The sequence below is a fragment of the Allobosea sp. P4_E12 genome (genome assembly GCF_056401655.1).
Genome location: NZ_JBFUIY010000007.1, coordinates 1 through 20,182, shown reverse-complemented (window position 1 = coordinate 20,182; position 20,182 = coordinate 1). Strand labels below are relative to the sequence as shown.

General features: G+C 65.3%; 21 protein-coding genes. 11 read left to right on the top strand and 10 right to left on the bottom strand.

Annotated elements, in window-relative coordinates; translation table 11 throughout:
* Positions 1 to 225 precede the first annotated feature (225 nt).
* Positions 226 to 426 carry a hypothetical protein gene (locus AC1DW9_RS10575; RefSeq protein WP_441489677.1) on the top strand — a complete coding sequence of 67 codons (201 nt, stop codon included), beginning with the start codon at positions 226 to 228 and terminating at the stop codon, positions 424 to 426.
* Positions 427 to 682: 256 nt separating this feature from the next.
* Here the strand turns inward: AC1DW9_RS10575 and AC1DW9_RS10570 are convergent, their stop codons facing one another.
* Both AC1DW9_RS10570 and AC1DW9_RS10565 read right to left on the bottom strand, forming a co-directional pair.
* Complete coding sequence (locus tag AC1DW9_RS10570; protein WP_441506001.1) at positions 683 to 2,059, bottom strand: PleD family two-component system response regulator; 1,377 nt, start codon at positions 2,057 to 2,059, stop codon at positions 683 to 685.
* 17 nt (positions 2,060 to 2,076) lie between these two features.
* On the bottom strand, positions 2,077 to 2,448 hold the full coding sequence (locus tag AC1DW9_RS10565) for a response regulator (protein WP_043232944.1): 372 nt from the start codon (positions 2,446 to 2,448) through the stop codon (positions 2,077 to 2,079).
* 134 nt (positions 2,449 to 2,582) lie between these two features.
* On the opposite strand from AC1DW9_RS10565, the gene AC1DW9_RS10560 reads away from it, so the two are divergent.
* On the top strand, positions 2,583 to 2,873 hold the full coding sequence (locus AC1DW9_RS10560) for a DUF3572 domain-containing protein (protein ID WP_441489675.1): 291 nt from the start codon (positions 2,583 to 2,585) through the stop codon (positions 2,871 to 2,873).
* Entirely contained in the window at positions 2,870 to 4,234 is a 1,365-nt protein-coding gene (locus tag AC1DW9_RS10555) for a DNA polymerase IV (protein ID WP_441506002.1), read from the top strand. Before AC1DW9_RS10560 ends, AC1DW9_RS10555 begins: the two co-directional genes overlap by 4 nt.
* On the opposite strand, the gene AC1DW9_RS10550 is transcribed toward AC1DW9_RS10555, so the two are convergent.
* A complete protein-coding gene (locus AC1DW9_RS10550; RefSeq protein ID WP_441506003.1) occupies positions 4,191 to 5,039 on the bottom strand; it encodes a cell envelope integrity EipB family protein in 849 nt (282 codons plus the stop codon). The two genes, AC1DW9_RS10555 and AC1DW9_RS10550, sit on opposite strands and share 44 nt — an antisense overlap.
* Positions 5,040 to 5,279: 240 nt before the next feature.
* Between AC1DW9_RS10550 and AC1DW9_RS10545 the strand changes: the two genes are divergently transcribed.
* The 7 genes from AC1DW9_RS10545 (at position 5,280) to AC1DW9_RS10515 (ending at position 10,513) form a co-directional block, all read left to right on the top strand.
* Positions 5,280 to 5,753: a RidA family protein gene (locus tag AC1DW9_RS10545; protein WP_441489672.1), complete on the top strand. Its 474-nt coding sequence runs from the start codon at positions 5,280 to 5,282 to the stop codon at positions 5,751 to 5,753.
* Positions 5,753 to 6,511 (top strand): glycerophosphodiester phosphodiesterase family protein, encoded by a 759-nt coding sequence (locus AC1DW9_RS10540; RefSeq protein ID WP_441489671.1) that lies wholly within the window; start codon positions 5,753 to 5,755, stop codon positions 6,509 to 6,511. Before AC1DW9_RS10545 ends, AC1DW9_RS10540 begins: the two co-directional genes overlap by 1 nt.
* Positions 6,508 to 7,767 carry a GNAT family N-acetyltransferase gene (locus AC1DW9_RS10535; protein ID WP_441506004.1) on the top strand — a complete coding sequence of 420 codons (1,260 nt, stop codon included), beginning with the start codon at positions 6,508 to 6,510 and terminating at the stop codon, positions 7,765 to 7,767. The genes AC1DW9_RS10540 and AC1DW9_RS10535 overlap by 4 nt, the downstream gene beginning before the upstream one ends.
* Positions 7,757 to 8,560, top strand: coding sequence for a hypothetical protein (locus AC1DW9_RS10530; RefSeq protein WP_441489669.1), 804 nt, complete (start codon positions 7,757 to 7,759; stop codon positions 8,558 to 8,560). The genes AC1DW9_RS10535 and AC1DW9_RS10530 overlap by 11 nt, the downstream gene beginning before the upstream one ends.
* A 33-nt stretch (positions 8,561 to 8,593) precedes the next feature.
* Positions 8,594 to 9,022, top strand: coding sequence for an HIT family protein (locus AC1DW9_RS10525; RefSeq protein ID WP_441489668.1), 429 nt, complete (start codon positions 8,594 to 8,596; stop codon positions 9,020 to 9,022).
* 63 nt (positions 9,023 to 9,085) lie between these two features.
* Complete coding sequence (locus tag AC1DW9_RS10520) at positions 9,086 to 9,550, top strand: carboxymuconolactone decarboxylase family protein (protein WP_441489667.1); 465 nt, start codon at positions 9,086 to 9,088, stop codon at positions 9,548 to 9,550.
* An 81-nt stretch (positions 9,551 to 9,631) separates the two neighbouring features.
* Positions 9,632 to 10,513 (top strand): sigma-70 family RNA polymerase sigma factor, encoded by an 882-nt coding sequence (locus tag AC1DW9_RS10515; RefSeq protein WP_441506005.1) that lies wholly within the window; start codon positions 9,632 to 9,634, stop codon positions 10,511 to 10,513.
* A gap of 8 nt (positions 10,514 to 10,521) precedes the next feature.
* Here the strand turns inward: AC1DW9_RS10515 and AC1DW9_RS10510 are convergent, their stop codons facing one another.
* From AC1DW9_RS10510 to AC1DW9_RS10480, 7 genes are all read right to left on the bottom strand, one after another.
* Positions 10,522 to 10,887 (bottom strand): AzlD domain-containing protein, encoded by a 366-nt coding sequence (locus AC1DW9_RS10510; RefSeq protein ID WP_441489665.1) that lies wholly within the window; start codon positions 10,885 to 10,887, stop codon positions 10,522 to 10,524.
* Complete coding sequence (locus tag AC1DW9_RS10505) at positions 10,884 to 11,609, bottom strand: AzlC family ABC transporter permease (RefSeq protein WP_441489664.1); 726 nt, start codon at positions 11,607 to 11,609, stop codon at positions 10,884 to 10,886. Before AC1DW9_RS10505 ends, AC1DW9_RS10510 begins: the two co-directional genes overlap by 4 nt.
* Before the next feature lie 155 nt (positions 11,610 to 11,764).
* Positions 11,765 to 12,034 (bottom strand): hypothetical protein, encoded by a 270-nt coding sequence (locus AC1DW9_RS10500; protein ID WP_441489663.1) that lies wholly within the window; start codon positions 12,032 to 12,034, stop codon positions 11,765 to 11,767.
* A 4-nt stretch (positions 12,035 to 12,038) separates the two neighbouring features.
* A complete protein-coding gene (gene clpA, locus AC1DW9_RS10495; protein WP_441489662.1) occupies positions 12,039 to 14,567 on the bottom strand; it encodes an ATP-dependent Clp protease ATP-binding subunit ClpA in 2,529 nt (842 codons plus the stop codon).
* A gap of 45 nt (positions 14,568 to 14,612) precedes the next feature.
* Positions 14,613 to 14,957: an ATP-dependent Clp protease adapter ClpS gene (gene clpS, locus AC1DW9_RS10490; protein WP_043233033.1), complete on the bottom strand. Its 345-nt coding sequence runs from the start codon at positions 14,955 to 14,957 to the stop codon at positions 14,613 to 14,615.
* A 414-nt stretch (positions 14,958 to 15,371) separates the two neighbouring features.
* Positions 15,372 to 15,683, bottom strand: coding sequence for a DUF6506 family protein (locus AC1DW9_RS10485; protein WP_441489661.1), 312 nt, complete (start codon positions 15,681 to 15,683; stop codon positions 15,372 to 15,374).
* Between the two features lie 233 nt (positions 15,684 to 15,916).
* Entirely contained in the window at positions 15,917 to 16,939 is a 1,023-nt protein-coding gene (locus AC1DW9_RS10480) for a PAS domain-containing protein (RefSeq protein ID WP_476776249.1), read from the bottom strand.
* 892 nt (positions 16,940 to 17,831) lie between these two features.
* Between AC1DW9_RS10480 and AC1DW9_RS10475 the strand changes: the two genes are divergently transcribed.
* Positions 17,832 to 20,182: autotransporter outer membrane beta-barrel domain-containing protein (locus tag AC1DW9_RS10475; protein ID WP_476855082.1), on the top strand; the 2,351-nt coding region annotated here is incomplete at its 3' end.

The following is a 20,182-nucleotide window of genomic DNA, read 5'->3' as shown; positions in this document are numbered from 1 at the left end:
GGTCCCACCGGAGTCGAATCTGCAAGAGACTATCACGAACTGGCGCGGACGGGGATGCGCATGCTGCATCGCAGCATAAACACATTCCAGCGAGCTTCACTGGCAGGAATTGCGGCTCGGGCCGCCCCGCGCCCAAGTCTTCCGCCGACCTTCGGGGCTTGCCGAATGGCTCCGCTCCCCCCATTTTCGACGCGGACAATCTCCAGTCGCGATGCGGAGTTTCGTGTGAGCAGCGGTGACAAGAAGGCGGCACGTCCCGCCAGGCCGCACGGAGCGGTGCGTGAATTCCTGAAGCTGATCGTCGAACTCGATTCCTCGCGCTTCGCGTCGAGCAGAATCAAGGCTGGGCTGATGCTGCTTGGCCTGCTCGCGGCTTTCGGCCTGTTCGGCTACGCCGTCGCGGCCGGGCTGTCGCACTATCTCTGATCGCGCGACTGGGGGGAGTGGTGGCCGGCCGGCTGCGGTTCTGATGAGGCCAGATGTCCCGCGGCCGACCGACCGAGCCCATCGGATTCCCAGGAGATGCGGCGGACCTGAGCTCCCGAGGGGCATATCGGGCAGCCCAGGGCGGGCTGCGTTGGAAATGACCCTACGCACCCGCCTTTCGATTGCAATTGAATCAGATCGATTCTCGAATCTTCATCGATGGTTAACCCTACCTGGAAAGGTTTACAGGGTTGGTTTACGCCGCACTGGCGACGATCACGCGGTTCCGGCCGCTTTCCTTGGCGCGGTAAAGCGCATCATCCGCCCGCTTCATCATCTCGGCCGGCGAGAAATCGCCGGCGCGCCGGCTGGCGACGCCGATTGAAACGGTGACGCCGATCGTCCGTGAGTTGCGCTGGATGGTGAAGGGCTCGACCTCGACCTTCTCCCGGATTCGCTCGGCCACGGCGAAGGCCGCATCCAATGTCGTATCCGGCAGTACGACGACGACCTCCTCGCCCCCCAGGCGGGCGACGAGATCGATGCCGCGCGTGCAGGCGCGCACCCGGTCCGCGAACTCGCGCAGCACCTCGTCGCCGGCGTCATGCCCCCAACTGTCGTTGACGACCTTGAAGCGGTCGACATCGAGGACGAGCATGGCAAGCGACCGGGCTCTGAGTGCCGATTCGTCGAAAAGGGTGCTGAGGCGGCTGTCGAGATAGCGCCGATTATGCAGCCCGGTGAGCTGATCCATCACCGCCATTTCCATGGAGGACTGGACACTGTCGCGCAGGCGCTCGGTGAAGCGCTTGCGGCGAATCTGCGTGCGCACCCGCGCCAACAGCTCGTTACGGTCGACCGGACGCATCAGGAAATCATGTGCACCGATCTCCAGCCCGCGCAGGATGCGAGCGCGGTCCTCGGCCTCGCCGAGCAGCAGCACCGAGACGTTGCGGGTCCGCTCCAATGAGCGCAGTTGGCTGCACAGCCTGAGGCCGTCATGGTTCTGCAGGTCGAGACTGACAAGGATGGCTTCGAAATCGCCCTCGGCCGCCTTGGCGAGAGCCAGGTTCGGGTCTGCCTCGACCTCGACGCTGTGAAACGTCGACAGCGCGCTGGAGAGCCGCTCGGAAGCCGTGGGACGATCTTCGATCAGCAGGACGCGGCCGTTCAGCCCGGTCTCGGACGCCGCTGCAGCCAGCGGGTCGGCGATACCGAGACGCCGCGATGCAATTGCCCGGTGGCGCAATTCGTCGGTGACCGACTTCAGACGCACCAGGCTGCGCACCCGGGCGAAGAGCGCGGCATCGTCGATCGGCTTGGTCAGGAAATCATCGGCTCCGGCATCGAGCCCCTTCAGCCGGTCGCTCGGCTGGTCGAGTGCGGTCACCATCACGACGGGGATATGGGCGGTGGTCGGGCTGTTCTTCAGCCGCCGGCAGACCTCGAACCCGTTCAAGCCCGGCATCATGACGTCGAGCAGCACGATATCCGCCTCGCCGCGCTCGCAGATCGCCAGGGCGTCGACCCCGTTGAGGGCCGTCGTCACGTCAAAATATTCCGCCGACAGCTTGGCCTCGAGCAGCTTCACATTTGTGAGGATGTCATCGACGACCAGGACACGCGCAGACATGGAGCCGCTCCCGCCGCTCAGGCCGCGCCGGCATAGGCGCGTACCGTTTCCAGGAACTTGGCAACCGAGATCGGCTTCGAGAGATAGGCCTCGCAGCCGCCCTCCCGGATCCGCTCCTCATCTCCCTTCATTGCGAAGGCGGTCACCGCGATCACGGGAATGGATTTGAGCGTGTCGTCTTCCTTGATCCACTTCGTGACCTCCAGACCCGAGACTTCGGGAAGCTGGATATCCATCAGGATCAGATCGGGATGATGGGCGCGCGCCAGCTCGATAGCCTCGATGCCATCGGCCGTCTTCAGCGTCGCATAGCCATGCGCCTCGAGAAGATCGTTGAAGAGCTTCATGTTGAGCTCGTTGTCCTCGACGATCAGGACCGTCTTCGTCATGCCGTTCCCCTGTTTCGCCTCGGAAGGCGTCGGTCTATTCCAGGCTTTCCAAGCCGACAGCTCCGTTCGATGATCATCCTAGCACGCCAGCCGTTGACGAAACGCAAACCTGATCCTGGACCCGACAACCGACCATGCCACGCTCGATCGCTTCACCCGATGCTGAAACCCTTGCCCTGCGCGCATTGGGCTTCCTCGCTGCCGATTCCGCGCGAATCGCGCTATTTCTGGCCGCAACAGGGCTTGGGCCGGAGACATTGCGTGCAGCAGCCGGCGAGCCCGGCTTCCTGGTCGCAGTGCTCGATCACCTTCTCGGCAACGAATCGCTCCTGCTCGAATTTGTCGGAAATTTAAGCCTGAATCCGGAAATCATTGGGCAGGCGCGGGAAACCCTCGCTGGCCCCCATCACGGTGACGATGCTTGACAGAAGAGCGTGACCGTCCGCGCCAAGCGCCTGCGTTCTGCCGCGATTGCCTCACTGACAACGACGGCGCGGCGGGAGCCTCACGCCGCTGTCGCGCCTGCGGCTCGCCGCGCCTGATCTGCCACCCCGAACGGGACAGCCTGAGCCTCGCTCATATCGACTGTGACGCCTTCTACGCCGCGGTCGAGAAGCGGGACGATCCGTCCCTGCTCGACAAGCCGGTGATCATCGGCGGCCGCAAGCGCGGCGTCGTCTCCACGGCCTGCTATATTGCCCGCACATACGGTGTGCGTTCCGCCATGCCGATGTTCCAGGCCTTGAAGGCCTGCCCGGAAGCCGTCGTGGTGAAGCCCAACATGGCGAAATATGTCGCTGTCGGGCGCGAGGTCAGGCAGCTGATGCGGGAACTGACCCCTCTGGTCGAACCGTTATCGATCGACGAGGCCTTCCTTGATCTCTCGGGCACCGAGCGGCTGCATCACGCCAGCCCGGCCATCACGCTGGCGCGCTTCGCCAGGCGGATCGAAGACGAGATCGGCATCACCATTTCCGTCGGCCTGTCCTACGCCAAGTTCCTGGCCAAGGTCGCCTCCGACCTCGACAAGCCGCGCGGCTTTTCCATCATCGGCCGCGGTGAAGCCGTCGCCTTTCTCGCGGACAAACCCGTCAGCCTGATCCCGGGCATCGGCAAGGCAAGCGCAGCCAAGCTGGCCGAATCCGGCTTTCGTCTGATCGGCGATTTGCGGGACGCGCCGACACAGGCGCTGTTCCGGCTCGCCGGCAAGGACGGACCGCGGCTGAAGAACCTCGCCAATGGCATCGACGCCCGCAAGGTGACGCCGGATCACGAGACCAAGAGCGTCTCCAGCGAAACCACGCTTGATGTCGACCTCTCCCGGTTCGACGAGCTGGAGCCGATTCTCTGGCGGCTGTGCGAGAAGACCTCGAAGCGCCTCAAGGCCCAGGAGCTTGCCGGGCGAACCGTCACCTTGAAGCTGAAGACGGCAGAGTTTCATTCGATCACGCGTGCGAGCCGCCTGCCCGAACCAACGCAGCTCGCCGGGCGCCTCTTTGCGGCCGGACGCGAACTGCTGAAGCGCGAATGCACCGGGCAGCGCTACCGGCTGATCGGCATCGGCGCGAGCGATCTCACCGGCCCCGAGGAGGCCGACCATGGCGACCTCGCCGACGTTGCCACGCCGCGTCTCAAGGCCATGGAGGGCGCGCTCGACAAGCTCCGCGCCCGCTTCGGCGATGATGCGATCGGAAAAGGCCTGAGCCTGCGCAGCCCGGACCGACCGCCATCGGGGACCAAGTCTACTTCGCACAATCCTGATGAGGCAGAAAATCCAGACGCGTGAGCGTGCCGCGCAACGCGAAACTGCCATAGTCCATCCGGACCGCGCCGGTGACACCATTCTCATACAGTTCGAACGAGATCGAATAGGCCGGCGTGACCTCGCCTGAACCGACCTTGTAATAGGATACGGTGACCGGCCAGCGTGTCAGTTTCTCGAATTCCGGGCGCCTCAAGGGCGCCTCGCTCGGCGGCGTTTCGATGTGCTTGCCGATGACGGAGAGCGTGTCATAGACCTCCTTGCCACTATTGGCGCCGTCATAGAGCCGCACGCTAAAGGTGTTCTGGCCCGCTCGCGCCGCCAGGATCAGCGCTTTCATCTGCGCATTGGGGAACAACGCGTCGCCGGCCTCACGATGCGTCTCCGCCTTGGGAGCGGTCAGCTTGACCTCATAGCCGTCGGCTCCCGACTTCTTCGCAGTGCCGTCGACGACTTCGGTCGGCGCGCCACTTGCGGAACTCTCGGTCTTAAAGCGGTAGCTCTGGCCGTCTCCTGCTTCGAAGCTCGTCGTCCGGGCATCGATCGTGCGCGGCCCGCCCTCACTGGTGAGCTGGGTCACCTGCCGGAAGGAGAGTGCATAACCCTCGCAGGCATCGCCGGTGAAGTCGAATGCAATGCGCCCGCGAGCCGCCTCGATGTTCTTGGCCGGTTTCCCATCGTCGAGCACGAGATCGTAGACTGCGCGGTGCGGCACCAGGACGACGCGATCCCCTGGTTTGGCCTGCGCCAGAGCGGCCGTTGGCAATGCCATCAGCAGGAGCGTCGCAGCGCCCGCCGAGCCCAGGAGACCGAAACCGATTCTGTTCATTTGCCCGCCGCCTTGCTGCACCTGATCGCTGAGTCTAGTGCAATGCGGCAATGGCGCAAACAAGGCGCATATCGCGGCGAGCTACGCCCATGGCACAACCCCGCTTGGCAGGCCCCGCGCTTGCGGCTTACCCGGCCATCGGCCATGTAGGAATCCTGCGTCGCCGCAGCTCTGGGCCGAGGCCCAGGCGGGCCACCGCGCAGATGATCCGACTCGACCGAGCGCCAGGAGCCTGACCCGATGAGCGAAATCGAAGCCAACCTCGCTGCACTGGGCATCACCCTGCCCGCTCCCGCTGCGCCCGTGGCGAACTATGTGCCCTATGTCATCACCGGCAACCTGCTGGTGATCTCCGGGCAGATCTGCTTTGGCCTCGACGGCAAGCTCTCCGACAAGCACAAGGGCAAGCTCGGCGCCGAGATCTTCAACGAAGCCGGGCTCGAGGCCGCGCGTCTCTGCGCGATCAACGTGCTGGCGCAGGCCAAAGCCGCGCTTGGCGGCGATCTCGAGCGCATCAAACGCTGCGTCCGGCTTGGCGGATTCATCAACGCGACCCCGCATTTCTCGGCGCTTCCCGCGATCATGAACGGCGCGTCCGACCTGATGGTCCAGGTTCTCGGCGATCGCGGCCGCCATGCCCGCTCGACCGTCGGCGTCGCCGAACTGCCGGCAGATGCCGCTGTCGAGGTCGAGGCGATGTTCGAGATCGCCTGATGAGCGCGCGTCCTTCCCTCGACTGGCTGGTCGCGCGGCCGATCGCGCATCGCGGCCTGCACGACCTCGCCGCCGGCCTGATCGAGAACAGCATCTCGGCGGCAGACGCCGCCATTGCCGGCACCTTCGGCATCGAATGCGACATCCAGCTCAGCGCCGATGGCCAAGCCATGGTGTTTCACGATTTCGTGCTCGATCGGCTGACGGCTGAGACCGGCAATGTCAATGCCAGGACGGCGGATGCGCTTGCCGCGATTTCATTGAAGGGCAGCAGCGACAGGATTCCGACCCTCGACGCGTTTCTTGATCGGATCGCCGGCCGCGTGCCGCTGGTGATCGAGGTCAAGAGCCGCTTCGACGGCGATCTCGCGCTGACGCGACGCGCAGCCGAAATCGTCGCCAGGCGCTCCGGTCAGCCGATCGTCTTCAAGTCCTTCGATCCGACGATCGTCACTGCCCTGCGCGAGCTCGCTCCGGCGATCCCGCGCGGCATCGTGGCCATGAACGAATATGCCTATTCCGACTATGACCGGCTCGACGCGCGCCAGAAGCACGCGCTCGCGAACCTGCTGCATTTCGAGGAAAGCCGCCCCGATTTCCTGTCCTGGAAGGTCTCGGATCTGCCAAGTGCCGCCCCGTTCCTCTGCAACAAGGCACTTGGCCTGCCGCTGATGAGCTGGACGGTGCGCACCCCCGAGGATCGGGAAACAGCCCGCGCTCACGCCGACCAGATGGTCTTCGAAGGGTTCCGCCCTTGAGTGCAGGTCGCGACCGCAACGACCTGCGGGTCCGGGTCGCGACCTCGTTGAAATCCGTGCCGGCGGAAGCCTGGGACGCCTGCGCCAACCCGCATGCGGCCAGCGTGCCTTCGCCTGCACGACTTGAATCAAGCTGCGAAGCAACCGATTCACTTTCTCAACACGACACAGATAACCCCTTCGTCTCTCACGCCTTCTTGAGAGCCCTGGAAGAAAGCGGCTGCGTCGGCGGCCGCTCCGGCTGGTCTCCCGCCTATCTCCTCGTCGAGGACGGCGACGACCGGCTGCTCGCGGCGGCACCGAGTTTCGTGAAGGGTCACAGCCAGGGCGAATATGTCTTCGATCATGCCTGGGCCGACGCCTATGAACGGGCCGGCGGGCATTATTATCCCAAGCTCCAGGTGGCCGCGCCTTTCACCCCCGCAACGGGTCCCCGCCTGCTCGCGGCGGACGGGCCGCGCACCGGCGAAGCACGCGCCGGCCTGATCGCCGGGCTGGAGGCACTGCGCGACCAGACACGCTCCTCCTCGATCCACGTCACCTTTGCGCAGGAGCCCGATCTCGGTGCACTGATCGAGGCGGGCTATCTCGAGCGCCACGATCTCCAGTTCCACTGGGGCAATGACGGTTTCGCGACCTATGACGATTTCCTCGCCACCCTTGCCTCGCGCAAGCGCAAGGCGCTGAAACGCGAGCGGCGTGAGGCGCTTTCGGTCGGCATCACGGTGGAGGTTCTCAGCGGCTCCGGCCTGACCGAGGCGGTCTGGGATGATTTCTTCGCCTTCTATCAGGATACCGGCTCGCGCAAATGGGGCCGGCCCTATCTGAACCGGCGCTTCTTTTCACTGGTCGGGCAAGCACTGGGCGAGCGCATCGTGCTGGTCATGGCCCGCCGCGCCGGGCGCTATATCGCAGGCGCCATCAATTTCCGCGGAGCGAACACGCTCTATGGCCGCAACTGGGGCTGCATCGAGGACCACCCCTTCCTTCATTTCGAGCTCTGCTACCACCAGGCGATCGACTACGCGATCGCACATGGGCTCGCCCGCGTCGAAGCCGGCGCCCAGGGCGAACACAAGATCGCGCGCGGCTATCGCCCCGTCATCACGCGCTCGGCCCATCACCTCGCCGATCCCGGTCTGCGCCGCGCGGTTTCGGCCTATCTCGGGACCGAGCGCGAGCATATTGCAGCCGCCTGCGCGGCGCTCGCGGCTGAGAGCCCGTTCCGCAGGGATGGACGCACAGATGAAGCGTGACAGCGGCGGCGCCCATCCTGCGCGAGAGGTCACATTCTGCGACGACGCAGTGCTCAGCTATGATCGTAGCCGCACCGCCTTCGCGTCCGGGGAGCCGCTGCTGCTCGACGACGCCTATCGCCTCGCCCACTTGCCGCTGGTTGCCCCGCATCACCCGGGCGTGATCGCAAATCTGCCGGGGCGCTTCTACGACATGGGACGGCACCCGTCGGTCTTCTCGCTCGTGCTGCCGGTCGACGATGCCGCGCTGCGTGCCTCGCCCGCGTTCATCGCCATGGAATCCGAGCTGAAGACCGCGCCATTCGCCGCAAAGATCGCCTGGGATATCCTGCCGAGGCGCGCCGAGCGCCTGCACGCCACCCTCTGCGGCTCGCTTGGCACGGACGTTCCGCCGTCCATCGATCCCGCTGCTCGAGCAGCGCTCGGCGATCTCGGTCGCCTCACCGTCGAACTGCGCGGCCTGTTCTCCGGAAACGTCAATCGTGGCCGGCTCTATCTGCGCGCCTATCCGGAGCAGCGCGACGGCCAGAACGTCTTTCATGCCATTCAATCTGCGCTCGGTCGGCAGCAGACCGATCTCTATGTCGTCGGCCTCTACAATCTGACCGACGACCTTTCCCCCGCCGAGGCCGCCGCGCTCGCCGGTATCGTGGAGCGCTGGTGGCATCGCCCGCTCCTGCGTTTCGAGGCGCGCGACCTCTGGCTRCTTGGCGCGCGCGACGATCTCGTGCTGGATGCCGCAATCATCGAGACGCTGTCTCTTGACGCTGGGCGGCAGCGCACCTCACCCTGACAGTATCTTTCCCGTAGAACGGACCGGCCAACGATGACCGCCTATGATTCTGCCAATGTCTTCGCCAAGATCCTGCGCGGCGAGCTGCCCAGCCACAAGGTCTATGAGGACGACGAGACCGTCGCCATCATGGACATCATGCCCCGTGCCGACGGGCACGTCCTTGTCCTCCCCAAGGCCGCCTGCCGCAATGTGTTCGATGCGCCGCCGGACGCGCTCAAGGCAGTGGCGCTGACGACCCAGAAGCTCGCCCATGCCGTGAAGAGCGCCTGCGCAGCCGACGGCATCACCATCCAGCAGTTCAACGAGCCGGCTGGCGGCCAGGTCGTGTTCCACCTGCATGTCCATGTCATGCCGCGCTGGGACGGCGTTGCGCTTCGCCCCCATACGGGTGCGATGGAGGCGAATGACGTGCTTGCTGCGAACGCCGAAAAAATCCGGGCCGCGCTAAAAAATATCTGAAGGCATGTCACAGGCGTCGGGCCTGCCTCGTCTTGCTTCCATCAGACACAGATGGAGAAGTTCATGCCCCAACGCCTCAATGTCTTCCAGGTTGCTCCGGCCGCGGTCAACGCCGTCCTGGGAATGCAGAACTATGTCGAAGAGTGCGGGCTGGAGCACAGCCTGCTCGAACTGGTGAAGATGCGCGCATCGCAGATCAACGGCTGTGCCTATTGCCTGCACATGCACTCGGCCGATGCGCGCAAGGCCGGCGAGACCGAAGCGCGGCTCTATCTGCTGAGCGCCTGGCACGAGTCGGAACTCTACACCCCGCGCGAGCGCGCTGCCCTGCGCTGGGCCGAGGCGTTGACGCGCTTGTCCGAAGCCAGTGCGAGCGACGAGGCCTTCTCCGAATTGCGCGAGCATTTCAGCGAAGCCGAAGCGGTCAATCTTTCGGTCGCGATCGGAGCAATCAACACCTGGAACCGCATCAATGCCGGCTTCCGAGCCCGGCACCCGCAGGATCGCCAACGGTCCGCGGCTGCCTGAGGCCGCCTCGCGCAGGGATCCTGCGCAAGAAATCCGAGAGTCCGCTGTCGCGGGCTCTCGCTCACCTGCGAGATGGCATTCATGACCCTGCAGACCGCGTTCGAACAGCATCGGCGCTTCCTGACCCGACTTGCGTATCGAATGCTGGGCTCCGTCAGCGACGCCGAGGATATCGTCCAGGATGCCTGGCTGCGCTGGCACGAGGCCAGTCGCGACGAAATCTCGAACCCTCGCGCCTATCTCGCCCAGGTAGTGACGCGGCTCTGCCTCGATCAGATGAAATCGGCCCGCAGCCGCCGCGAATTCTATGTCGGGACCTGGCTACCGGAACCGCTCGTCGAAAGACTCGGCAGCGCCGAGGTCGCCGATGACGAGCTCGATGCCCCCATCGCCCTGATGCTGGCTCTCGAACGCCTGTCTCCACTGGAGCGGGCGGCTTTCCTTCTGCACGACATCTTCGACATGGACTTCACTGAGATCGCCGCAATGCTGGAGCGCAGCGAGGCCGCCTGCCGTCAGCTCGCCAAGCGCGCACGCGACCATGTCCGGCTCGACACGCCGCCGCGCAACAAGGTTTCCCGGGAGGAGGCCGCGCGCTTCGCCGAGGCCTTTTTCAAGGCGTCACATCAATCCGACCCGACGATGTTGCAGCGTCTGCTCGCCGAGGATGTCGTCCTGCACAGCGATGGCGGCGGCAAGGTCCAGGCCGTGTTCAAGCTGATCTTCGGCGCGGACAAGGTCGCTCGTTTCTTTGCGCGCCTCTCCCACGCACTGACCCAGCGCAACGTCTCGACGACCAGCTATGAACCTGTACTGGTCAATGGCCTGCCCGGCTATGTCAGCCTGGAGAACGGCCAGACCCTGCAGGCAACGGCGCTCGACATCCGCGACGGGCTGATCCACGCCATCTACGTGGTCCGCAATCCCGACAAGCTGCGCCATCTTCAGCAGCCTGGTCCCTGAGGGACCTGTCAGGCCGCCTGGCTCAGCATCCAGCCGCCGCCGATCAGCACCGCCTCGCCGACAATGACGGCGAGAAAAACGCGCCGTCGGTCGAACAGGACGATGGCCAGCGTCGCCGCCAACGCTCCGACGCGCAAGGAGAGCGGCAAGGCCGCGAGCGCGCCTGGCGGCGCGATGATCAACTTGGCGACGACCCCGGCGAGCAACGCCGTCGCCACCGCCCTCACCCATTCCAATGCGGGCGAATCGGCGTTGATGCGCCGCGCGAAGGCGACTGCGAGCCAGCGCCAGATCTCGGTCGGCAGGAAAGCGAAGAGCAGCAGCGCGAGATAGGGCCAGAATGGGCCGTCGAGCAGCGGGATCGGCTGTGTCATGCGCGCCGCGCCCCGATGCGCCGCACGGCAAAGGCGATGCTGCCGCCGATCAGGCCGGAGACGATCAGGTCGAAGCCGCTGCCCATCAGACGGTCGAAGATCGGCGCCAGCGCAAGGCCAAGCCCCATCGCGATGAAGTCCCCGCGGTGGCGGATACCGGCAGCGATCGATGCGAGGAAGAAGATCGGGGTCAGGCAGAGCAGCCCGGCAGCAAGCGGAAGCGGAAGCGCTCCAACGAGGTAATAGCCTGCATAGGTGCCCGCTGCGCTCACCATCATGCAGGCATTGGCGAAGCCGAGGAAATAGGCCACGCGCTGGTGCGGCGCGATCCCCGGCAGGCGGCGCAGGCCCTCGGTCCAGGCGGTAACGGCAACGTAATGCGCGAGCAGCAGCTGCATCGCGATGCCTTGCCCCGGCCGGCGCAGCAGCGGCAGGATCGCCACCGTCATCGGCAGGAAGCGCAGCGAGGCAAAGCCGATCGCAAGCGCGATCGCGCTCCACGCAGCCCCCGCCGCGATCGATGCGAAGAAGATCACCTGCGACGGCCCGGCCCAGACCAGCATGGTCGAGAGCACAGCGACATCGACGGGATAGCCGACATCGCGCGCCAGCGAGCCGACACCGACGAGTCCAAAGCCGACAACCCAGGCCGGCAGCGACAGCGCATCGCGTATCCCGGCCAGCGCGGTGCGCTGCCAGCTCCAGTCGGCCGATACGCTCATGAGAGATTCTGCACGCCTGACGGGTCGGTCACTCGAAAAGCCGCACCGGCCTGAGATGGCCGGGCGGGACCCGTTCTAAACGCTCGCGCGCGGGAAGCCGACATCCGGCATCGCGCGGTCACCCTTGCACAGCCTGCAAAGGCAAGGGGTGGCTCTCAGGTGCCACCCTTCATCACGATGCCGATCAGCTCGTTGCCGAAATCGATGATTTCCTTCGGCACGCCGCCAACCGACTTGATACCGAGATAGATCAGATAGCCGAAGGCCGGCACGAGGATCCAGCCGAGGATTTCCTCGAACAGCACGCGCCGCCGGCGGCGGCGCGCACGCTTCTCGAACCAGCCAAGTTTTTCCTTGGCAGGCTGTACCGGGGCTTCGCCGCTGGTCTGGAGCGCGGCAGCTTGGGTCTTGCGTCGAAAGAACACGGTCTCAGGCCTTCGTCAGCGGGACCTTCGGCACGGTACGAATGGCGCGTTGCGCCGCCTTGGGCGGCTCGGCCGGGCCACCGCCCTTGCCGTCTCCGCCGCCCTTCGGCGCCCGGCGTGTGCCGGGCGTGCCCGGCTTCGCTGAGCCCTTCGCCTTTGCCCGCGGCGTGCGCTTCTCGGCCGCCGCCGCCACGTCCTTCTCCGGCTTGGGCTTGACCGGCCCGTCGGGGAATTCGAGCCCCAGCACCTTGATGCCGGTCTCGGACTGAACGACGACGACCTTGACCGCCCCACCACCCTTCAGGCGCCCGAACAGGACCTCGTCGGCGAGCGGTGTCTTGATCGTCTGCTGGATCAGGCGAGCCATCGGCCTCGCCCCCATCGCCTCGTCGTAACCGTTCTCGACCAGCCACTCGCGCGCTTCGTCGGTGAGCTCGATCGTGACATTGCGATCGGCGAGCTGAGCTTCGAGCTGGAGCACGAACTTGTCGACGACACGCGCCACCACCGTCTTCGGCAGATGGCTGAAGGAAATTACCGAATCCAGCCGGTTGCGGAACTCCGGCGCGAACAGGCGGTTCACCGCCTCGGTATCGTCCCCCTCGCGCTTGGCCCGCGTGAAACCATAGGCTGCGCGTGCCATGTCGGCGGCTCCGGCATTGGTCGTCATGATCAGGATGACGTTCCTGAAATCGACCTGCTTGCCGTTATTGTCGGTCAGCTTGCCGTGATCCATCACCTGCAACAGGATGTTGAACAGGTCGGGATGGGCCTTCTCGATCTCGTCGAGCAGCAGCACCGAATGCGGATGCTGGTCGACCTGATCGGTCAGAAGCCCGCCCTGATCGAAGCCGACATAGCCGGGAGGTGCGCCGATCAACCGCGAAACCGTGTGGCGCTCCATATATTCCGACATGTCGAAGCGGATCAGCTCGACGCCGAGCGACGCGGCGAGCTGGCGCGCCACTTCGGTCTTGCCGACGCCCGTCGGGCCGGCAAACAGGTAGCAGCCGATAGGCTTTTCGCCATCACGCAGGCCGGCACGCGCCAGCTTGATCGAGGACGACAGCGCCTCGATCGCCTTCTCCTGGCCGTAGACCGTGCGCTTCAACGTGTTCTCGAGATTGCGCAGAACCTCGGCGTCGTCCTTGGAGACGGTCTTGGCCGGGATACGCGCCATGACCGCGACCGCAGCCTCGATCTCCTTCACGCCAATGGTCTTCTTGCGCTTGCTCTCGGTCAGCAGCATCTGCGAGGCGCCGGTCTCGTCGATCACGTCGATCGCCTTGTCCGGAAGCTTGCGGTCATGGATGTAGCGCGCCGACAGCTCCACCGCCGCCTTGATGGCGTCATTGGTGTAGCGGAGCTTGTGGAACTCCTCGAAATAGGGCTTCAGCCCCTTCAGGATCTCGATCGTGTCCGGCACCGACGGCTCGTTGACGTCGATCTTCTGGAAGCGACGCACCAGCGCCCGATCCTTCTCGAAATACTGACGGTATTCCTTGTAGGTCGTCGAGCCGATGCAGCGCAGCGTACCCGAAGCCAGCGCCGGCTTCAGCAGGTTGGAGGCATCCATCGCCCCACCCGAGGTCGCGCCAGCGCCGATCACCGTATGGATCTCGTCGATGAACATGATCGCCTTGGGATGGGCCTCGATCTCCTTGATCACCTGCTTGAGGCGCTCTTCGAAATCGCCGCGATAGCGCGTGCCGGCCAGCAGCGTGCCCATGTCGAGCGAGAACACCGTCGCGTCCTCGAGAACCTCCGGCACCTCTCCGCGGATGATCTTCAACGCGAGCCCTTCGGCGATCGCGGTCTTGCCGACGCCGGGGTCACCGACCAGCAGCGGATTGTTCTTCTGCCGGCGGCAAAGGATCTGGATGGTGCGCTGCACCTCGGCCTCGCGGCCGATCAGCGGGTCGATGCGCCCGTCACGCGCCTTGCGGTTGAGGTTGACGCAATAGGCCTCGAGCGCGCTTTCCTTCTTCTTCTTGTCCTTGTCGGCATCGTTGCCCTGGTCGGCCCGCGACTCGCGCTGCTGCTGCTCGGGCTCTTCCTCGCTGCCGCGCACCGGCCGGCTCTCGCTCGCGCCGGGGCGCTTGGCGATGCCATGGCTGATGTAATTGACCGCGTCGTAACGGGTCATGTCCTGCTCCTGCAGGAAATAGGCGGCATGGCTCTCGCGCTCGGCGAACATCGCGACCAGCACATTGGCGCCGGTCACCTCTTCGCGACCGGAGGACTGGACATGGATGACCGCGCGCTGGATCACGCGCTGGAACCCGGCTGTCGGCTTGGAATCGTCGCGGCCATCGGTGACGAGATTGCTCAGCTCGGCATCGATATAATCGACGAGATTGCGCCTCAGCATGTCGAGATCGACGCTGCAGGCGCGCATGACGGCGGCAGCGTCCTGATCATCGACCAGGGCGAGCAGCAGATGCTCCAGCGTGGCGTATTCGTGATGACGCTCATTGGCGAGCGCCAGAGCCCGGTGAAGCGCCTGTTCGAGACTGCGCGAGAAACTCGGCACTGATGCGCTCCTATTCCGCTTTCAGGAGGATGATCGAATCCAAGACTACTTCTTCTCCATCACGCATTGCAGAGGATGCATGTGCTTGCGCGCCAGGTCCATCACCAAGGTGACCTTTGTCTCGGCGACCTCGTAGGTGAAGATCCCGCATTCGCCGACGCCGTTCTGATGCACATGCATCATGATCTGGGTCGCTTCGGCGCGGTCCTTGTTGAAGAACCGCTCGAGCACATGCACCACGAATTCCATCGGGGTGTAGTCGTCGTTGAGCAGGAGCACGCGATAGAGATTGGGCTTGCGTGTCCTGGTCCGCGTCAGCACGGCGGTGCCGGCCCCTTCGCGGCCACCGCCATCGACGGGAGAACTTGGGCGTTTCGGCCGATCGGCCATTGAGAGCGGCGCGCGCAGGTCTTCGCCGTCGCCCCGAGGCCCCGCTTCCGTTCCGCTTCCCATGGTCGCCGCTGTCTTCAAAGCTATCGTCCTGACGCTTCACCGCAGATAATGCGCCGCAAGAGAATTTACAGGCCTCTCCTCCCCTTCGCCAGTCCGTTCCATGCAGGTGGGGCACAAGCATGGCGGGCACGAAGGAATTTGTGGATGACACAGGCCGAAGGCCCCGCCACCGCATGTCCATGATTGGGAACAAGCAACCAGCGTGCCGGATCAGCGGCAGGAACTCGTCTCAACGAGACCGTCACGGAGCGCCCTCCCGGCCGAGGTCCGAGGAAATTGTCCGCCTGATATCCTGGTATGTTGAAACCGGGCGCGACGGGCCGGGCCGCGCCCCTGGGCGCCCCGCGGCGTTCAGCCGCCGGCCTCGAACTTGGCCTTGTAGGCAGCCGCCTGGGTCAGGGAATCGATGCCGAAGCTGACCAGGCCGACCGCGGCGCGGCCTGCGACAGCCCTGACGACCGCGGCACCCGGCTCGACGCCGAAGCCTCCGCAGAGCTCGATCAGTTCGACGCCCTCGGCGATCAGGGACAGAGCAACGTCAGGGGCCGCTTCGGGCGTCGGCACGAAGACGATCGTCAGGCGCTCCGAGGCCGTTTCCCGCACGATACGATCGATGGCAGGGTCGCTGCCGTCCATGAGGATCATCGAGGCCCAGATATTCACGGCAGGTTCTCCCGGTCATTGGGGTGCGTTGCTGCCTGTACGGTCCAGGCAGAGTTTCCAGCAGATCGCTTCTGCTCCGGCAACGAGCCGCCACAGGAGCATCGCGGCAAATTGAATGCCCTAACGGAAGGGCAAATCAATGGAAAGCACGCCTGCGCTCTGCTCCCCCGGCCTGCGTTGCCCTGGCGATCAGCTGCTCGCCGGCCCGCTCTCCGGGACAGCCCATCGGCCCGCTACGAAGCGCCCCTTTCGGCCAGGCCGAGGCAGGCCCGCCCTTCGCCGTCATGGAAGAGGCGAATGCCATTGCGCTCGAACACGTCCCGGACCTTCCGCAGATTTTCCGACCGGACGCCCGCCGTTGAAGTTTCCATGCGGCGAATGGTGGAGAAGGAAACCTGCGCTTCCCTGGCAAGCGTAGGCGCCGACCAGTTCAGGAGCGCGCGCGCCGCCCGCACCTGCGCGGCGTGCAGCGGTGCCGTCTGCCGCGGTTGCGGACGGGCGTCGTGTTCATAGGTCGTGCAGCCAATCCACTCCCGGATCTCCCCGCTGGGTCCGCGCACCGGGAGCGCTCGTCCGGTGAGGGTGACATAATCCCCTTTCACGGTCCGGACCCTGATCGTGGCCTGATATTCCTTCTCCGTCGCGACCGCAGACTTCCAGGCTTCGAGGAAGGTCCTTCGATCATCCGGGTGAATGGCCGCCAGTTCATCCCAGTTCCTGGCTTCCGCCGGTGACTGCCCCGTGAGCTTCGACCACTCCGTCGTCTCGACCAGCTTTCCATTCGGATAGGCGCGCCAGACGTGATCAGCCAGCAGGCGAGAGAGCGCCTGCCGCCACATCGTCTCGAGATCGAGCGTCGTCATGAGTTCCTGAACATCGGTGACGTCCGTAATGACGCCGAACATCGCGACAGGGCGGCCGTTTCGATCGAAATGAGCCTGCCCCTTGCTGCGCAACCATCTCAGGCTGCCATCAGGGCGAATGATCCGAAACGTCCGGTCCTGGAGCCGCTTGTCTGCCGCGAGCCCGATGGCATTGCTGAAGTCCAGCTGGTCGTCCGGATGCACCAGGGACTGATAGAGATCGATCGTTGGCACCACCGCCGCGGCGTCCAGGCCGAGGATCCTGAACAGTCCGGTCGACCAGGTGACCTCGGATGTGTCGAGATCCCAGCTCCAGGTTCCAATGCTGAACTTGTCCTCGATCACCCGGAGCCGCATGTCGGGCGAACTCAGTAGTCGCTTGGATGTTGGCATCGCTGGCTGCTTCGATGGTCGACGGGCGTTATCGGCGGCTTGCTACGTTCTGCTGTGAATAGAGCTCTCACCGAGAGGGCGGAAGAAGAATATCGGAACTTAGGAGACAAGCAGCTCTCTTCCGGATGCGATCACATTCCAACTTTCGTGACTGAGGCATGAATATGAGGGATCAATCTGATTATTTTCTCCATTCAGGGCGAGACAAAGAACACAATATGCTCACGCCACGCTCTGATTGAATATTTAATGCTCTACTTTACTGGGCTCGAACCAAAACAAGGAAATCGTCGATTCAGGTTGGAGTGTTACTGCTGAACCACGGTGAGATGCGAGGCGCGAAACAGCATGAGCAGGACGTCGCCGCGACGTGAAGCATGGTTGCGATGGCGAATTGTTGGACACTCGGGACTCCCCCCACACGGAGGGGGCTCAGCGCACAGGTCGAAGTGACGGACGGCAACCGCACGCAGCATGCCCGCTTCCGGGATGGTCGCGGCCCGACGCGCGAAGCGGAGGCCGCTTGGCTGGCCGATGATGGCACCCCACTCGGCTGGCAGCCCACCCACTGGCGCCGAGCAGCACCGCGGCCACCACAGAGAGTATTCGAGCTGGATTAGCGGAGCGGTCCTTGCCGGGTGCCTCCTTGCGCGAAGCTGATGCGCCGCTCGCGAGAATCCGGCCTGGAAATCCGCCCCTTTGAACTGTGCCTGGAATGCAACGTTCCGCAGAGTTAATCGGCGATGAACGGTGGTTCGTTGCCTGCCTCACACCAGAGGCTATGGTGCGGACTCGGCCGGGGGGCAATTGCGTGTCATCAGCAGCGGGACTGGATGAGGTGTCGCGAGGCGTCGCGCTGCGGCGACCTTGTGTTGCGCGGTCACGTCCTGCCATGCTCGCCCTTCTCACCTTCGCACTGGCTGCGCCGGCTCTGGCCGATGGCGGAGCTGGCGGCGGAGGGGACGGCGCAGGCGGTGGCGACAATCTCACCCTTCCCGGTGACAGCGGGAACGTCGGCGGTAGCGGCGGGGGCGGCGGCGGGGGCGGCTCCGGCATAACCGGCGGCTCAGGCGGCAGAGGCAACGCCGGTATCGGCGGCACCGGCGGAATCGGAGGAGCCACCGCGGGAGCTGCGGGACAGGACGGGCAGGATTCCAACGGCGCTGGCGGTGGCGGCGGTGGCGCCCATGGCAGCGTGGATGTGGCGGCTCCCACCGGCAGCGTCTCAGGCGGCAATGGCGGCAATGGCGGCGATGGCCTCGCGGGAAGCGGCGGCGGTGGCGGCGCCGGCGGATATGGCGCGGTGATATCCGGCACCGGTGCGCTCGGCTTGCTCACGTCGACAACGACGGGCGGCAATGGCGGCAATGGTGGCAGCGGTCACTCGGAGGCCGGCAATGCCGGCAGCGGCGGCATCGGCTTGGCAGTGACCGGCGCAGCCGGCACGTCGCTCACGATCGGTGCCGGTGTCAGGGGCGGCGACGGCGGAGCTGGAGGGAACAGCACCGGCGCGACTGGCGGAAGCGGCGGCTCTGGCGGCGTCGGCCTGATCGGTTCCACTGGTACCAGCTTCGTGGTCAATGGCGCGGTGCGTGGTGGAGACGGCGGCGCCGGCGGCTCCGGCATCGTCCCGGGCTCGACCGGCCAGGCAGGAGCCGGCATCTCCGGTCAAAGCCTGAGCATCACGCTGGGCGCGAGCGGCTCGATCTCCGGCGGTCTGGATGGGGGCGGCGCCCGTGGAAACGCTCTCGCGCTATCCGGCAACAGTAGCCTGACGGTCGCGACGGCCGGCACCGCCAATCTCACCGGCAACATCGCTCTCGGCGCCGGCACGTTGACGCTCGACCAGAGCAACGGCGTCGACATCACCATCGCCAACGCGGTGACCGGCACGGGCGCACTCGCCAAGACCGGCTCCGGCACGGTCACCCTTTCCGGCAACAACGACTACACGGGCGCAACAAGTATCCTGGGTGGGCGCCTGGTCGCCGACTCTTCGACCGCGTTCTCGGCGAACTCACATTACGGGGTCGCGGCTGGGGCGACGATGGAGATTGCAAGCGCTGCCGGGTTCGGCGCCACGGTGGGTGCGCTGTCGGGAGCGGGCAATGTCGTCATCGGCAGTGGCACCATGCTGAGCATCGGCGCCAAGCCCCTCGCAACTATCTTCTCCGGCCAGATCTCCGGTCCGGGCTCTCTCTCCCTTGATGGGCCTGGCACGCTGTCGTTGACCGGCTCGAACAACAGCATCGAGGGACTGCTTCTCCTTTGCGGCTGCTCGAACCCGACACTCGAAATCAATGGCGGGTCGCTGAGCGTCGGCGATCCGGCGGGGGGCTTCGGTAGCGTCGCTGTGGCCGGCGGCACCTTGCGGGTCGTCAATGGCGGCAGGCTGCATATGGTCGATCCGTCCGGGCTTCTCGCCATGCAGTCGAACATGGAGGTTTCCGGCCCGAATTCCCTGGTGACCGTGGAAGGTTTCACGGGGATCGGTGGCCCGAGCAACGTCGGCCTTTCGATCAGCGCCGGCGCCGCCATGGAGAGCAGGGCCGAGGCCGCTATCGAAGGCATCGGGGCGTCGACGACCGTCACGGTGACAGGGCCCGGCTCGAGCTGGACGGTCGGCCGCACTCTGTTCGTCGGCGGCTTTTCCTTCGGCGGCACTGGTGCCTTGACCATCTCGGCCGGAGGCACCGTCAACTCCTCCGGGCCGCTCTGGATCGGCTCGGACCCGGATCCGTCGCTCGGATTTGCCCGCGCCAGCGTCAGCGTAACAGGCGCCGGTTCCGTGCTGAACGCGAATGGCGGCCTGCTCGTCGGCTATCCCGGCTGTGGCTGCGGCGATTACACCGGTGCTCTCACTGCGGCTGACGGCGGCACCGTCAATGCCGGCGCAGGCCTGCAGATCGGCCACCTTGGCACGCTCGCGATCGGCGCCGGCGGGCTTGCCGGCACGATCGTTACACCGGCGATCGTCAATGACGGCGAGATCCTCGCCAATTTTGTCGATGTCTCCATCCTTGCGGCAAACATCTCGGGCACGGGGACGCTGACCAAGCAGGGTTCCGGCCGGCTCATTCTGACGGGGAACAGCAGCTATACCGGGGCGACCTCGGTGCTGTCGGGTCTGCTCACGGTCAACGGCTCGCTGACGGGCTCCGCGATTACCCTGGCCGGCGGTGCGCTCGGCGGTTCCGGCACGGTCGGGAGCGTCATTGTCGGCCATGCCGGCACGGTCGCCGC

Coding starts and splice junctions, on each gene's coding strand:
- AC1DW9_RS10520 (WP_441489667.1), top strand. CDS start 9,086: ATGCCCCAACGCCTCAATGTCTTCCAGGTTGCTCCGGCCGCGGTCAAC.
- AC1DW9_RS10510 (WP_441489665.1), bottom strand. CDS start 10,887: ATGACACAGCCGATCCCGCTGCTCGACGGCCCATTCTGGCCCTATCTC.
- AC1DW9_RS10570 (WP_441506001.1), bottom strand. CDS start 2,059: ATGTCTGCGCGTGTCCTGGTCGTCGATGACATCCTCACAAATGTGAAG.
- clpS (WP_043233033.1), bottom strand. CDS start 14,957: ATGGCCGATCGGCCGAAACGCCCAAGTTCTCCCGTCGATGGCGGTGGC.
- AC1DW9_RS10515 (WP_441506005.1), top strand. CDS start 9,632: ATGACCCTGCAGACCGCGTTCGAACAGCATCGGCGCTTCCTGACCCGA.
- AC1DW9_RS10545 (WP_441489672.1), top strand. CDS start 5,280: ATGAGCGAAATCGAAGCCAACCTCGCTGCACTGGGCATCACCCTGCCC.
- AC1DW9_RS10565 (WP_043232944.1), bottom strand. CDS start 2,448: ATGACGAAGACGGTCCTGATCGTCGAGGACAACGAGCTCAACATGAAG.
- AC1DW9_RS10540 (WP_441489671.1), top strand. CDS start 5,753: ATGAGCGCGCGTCCTTCCCTCGACTGGCTGGTCGCGCGGCCGATCGCG.
- AC1DW9_RS10505 (WP_441489664.1), bottom strand. CDS start 11,609: ATGAGCGTATCGGCCGACTGGAGCTGGCAGCGCACCGCGCTGGCCGGG.
- AC1DW9_RS10480 (WP_476776249.1), bottom strand. CDS start 16,939: ATGCCAACATCCAAGCGACTACTGAGTTCGCCCGACATGCGGCTCCGG.
- AC1DW9_RS10560 (WP_441489675.1), top strand. CDS start 2,583: ATGCCACGCTCGATCGCTTCACCCGATGCTGAAACCCTTGCCCTGCGC.
- AC1DW9_RS10525 (WP_441489668.1), top strand. CDS start 8,594: ATGACCGCCTATGATTCTGCCAATGTCTTCGCCAAGATCCTGCGCGGC.
- AC1DW9_RS10550 (WP_441506003.1), bottom strand. CDS start 5,039: ATGAACAGAATCGGTTTCGGTCTCCTGGGCTCGGCGGGCGCTGCGACG.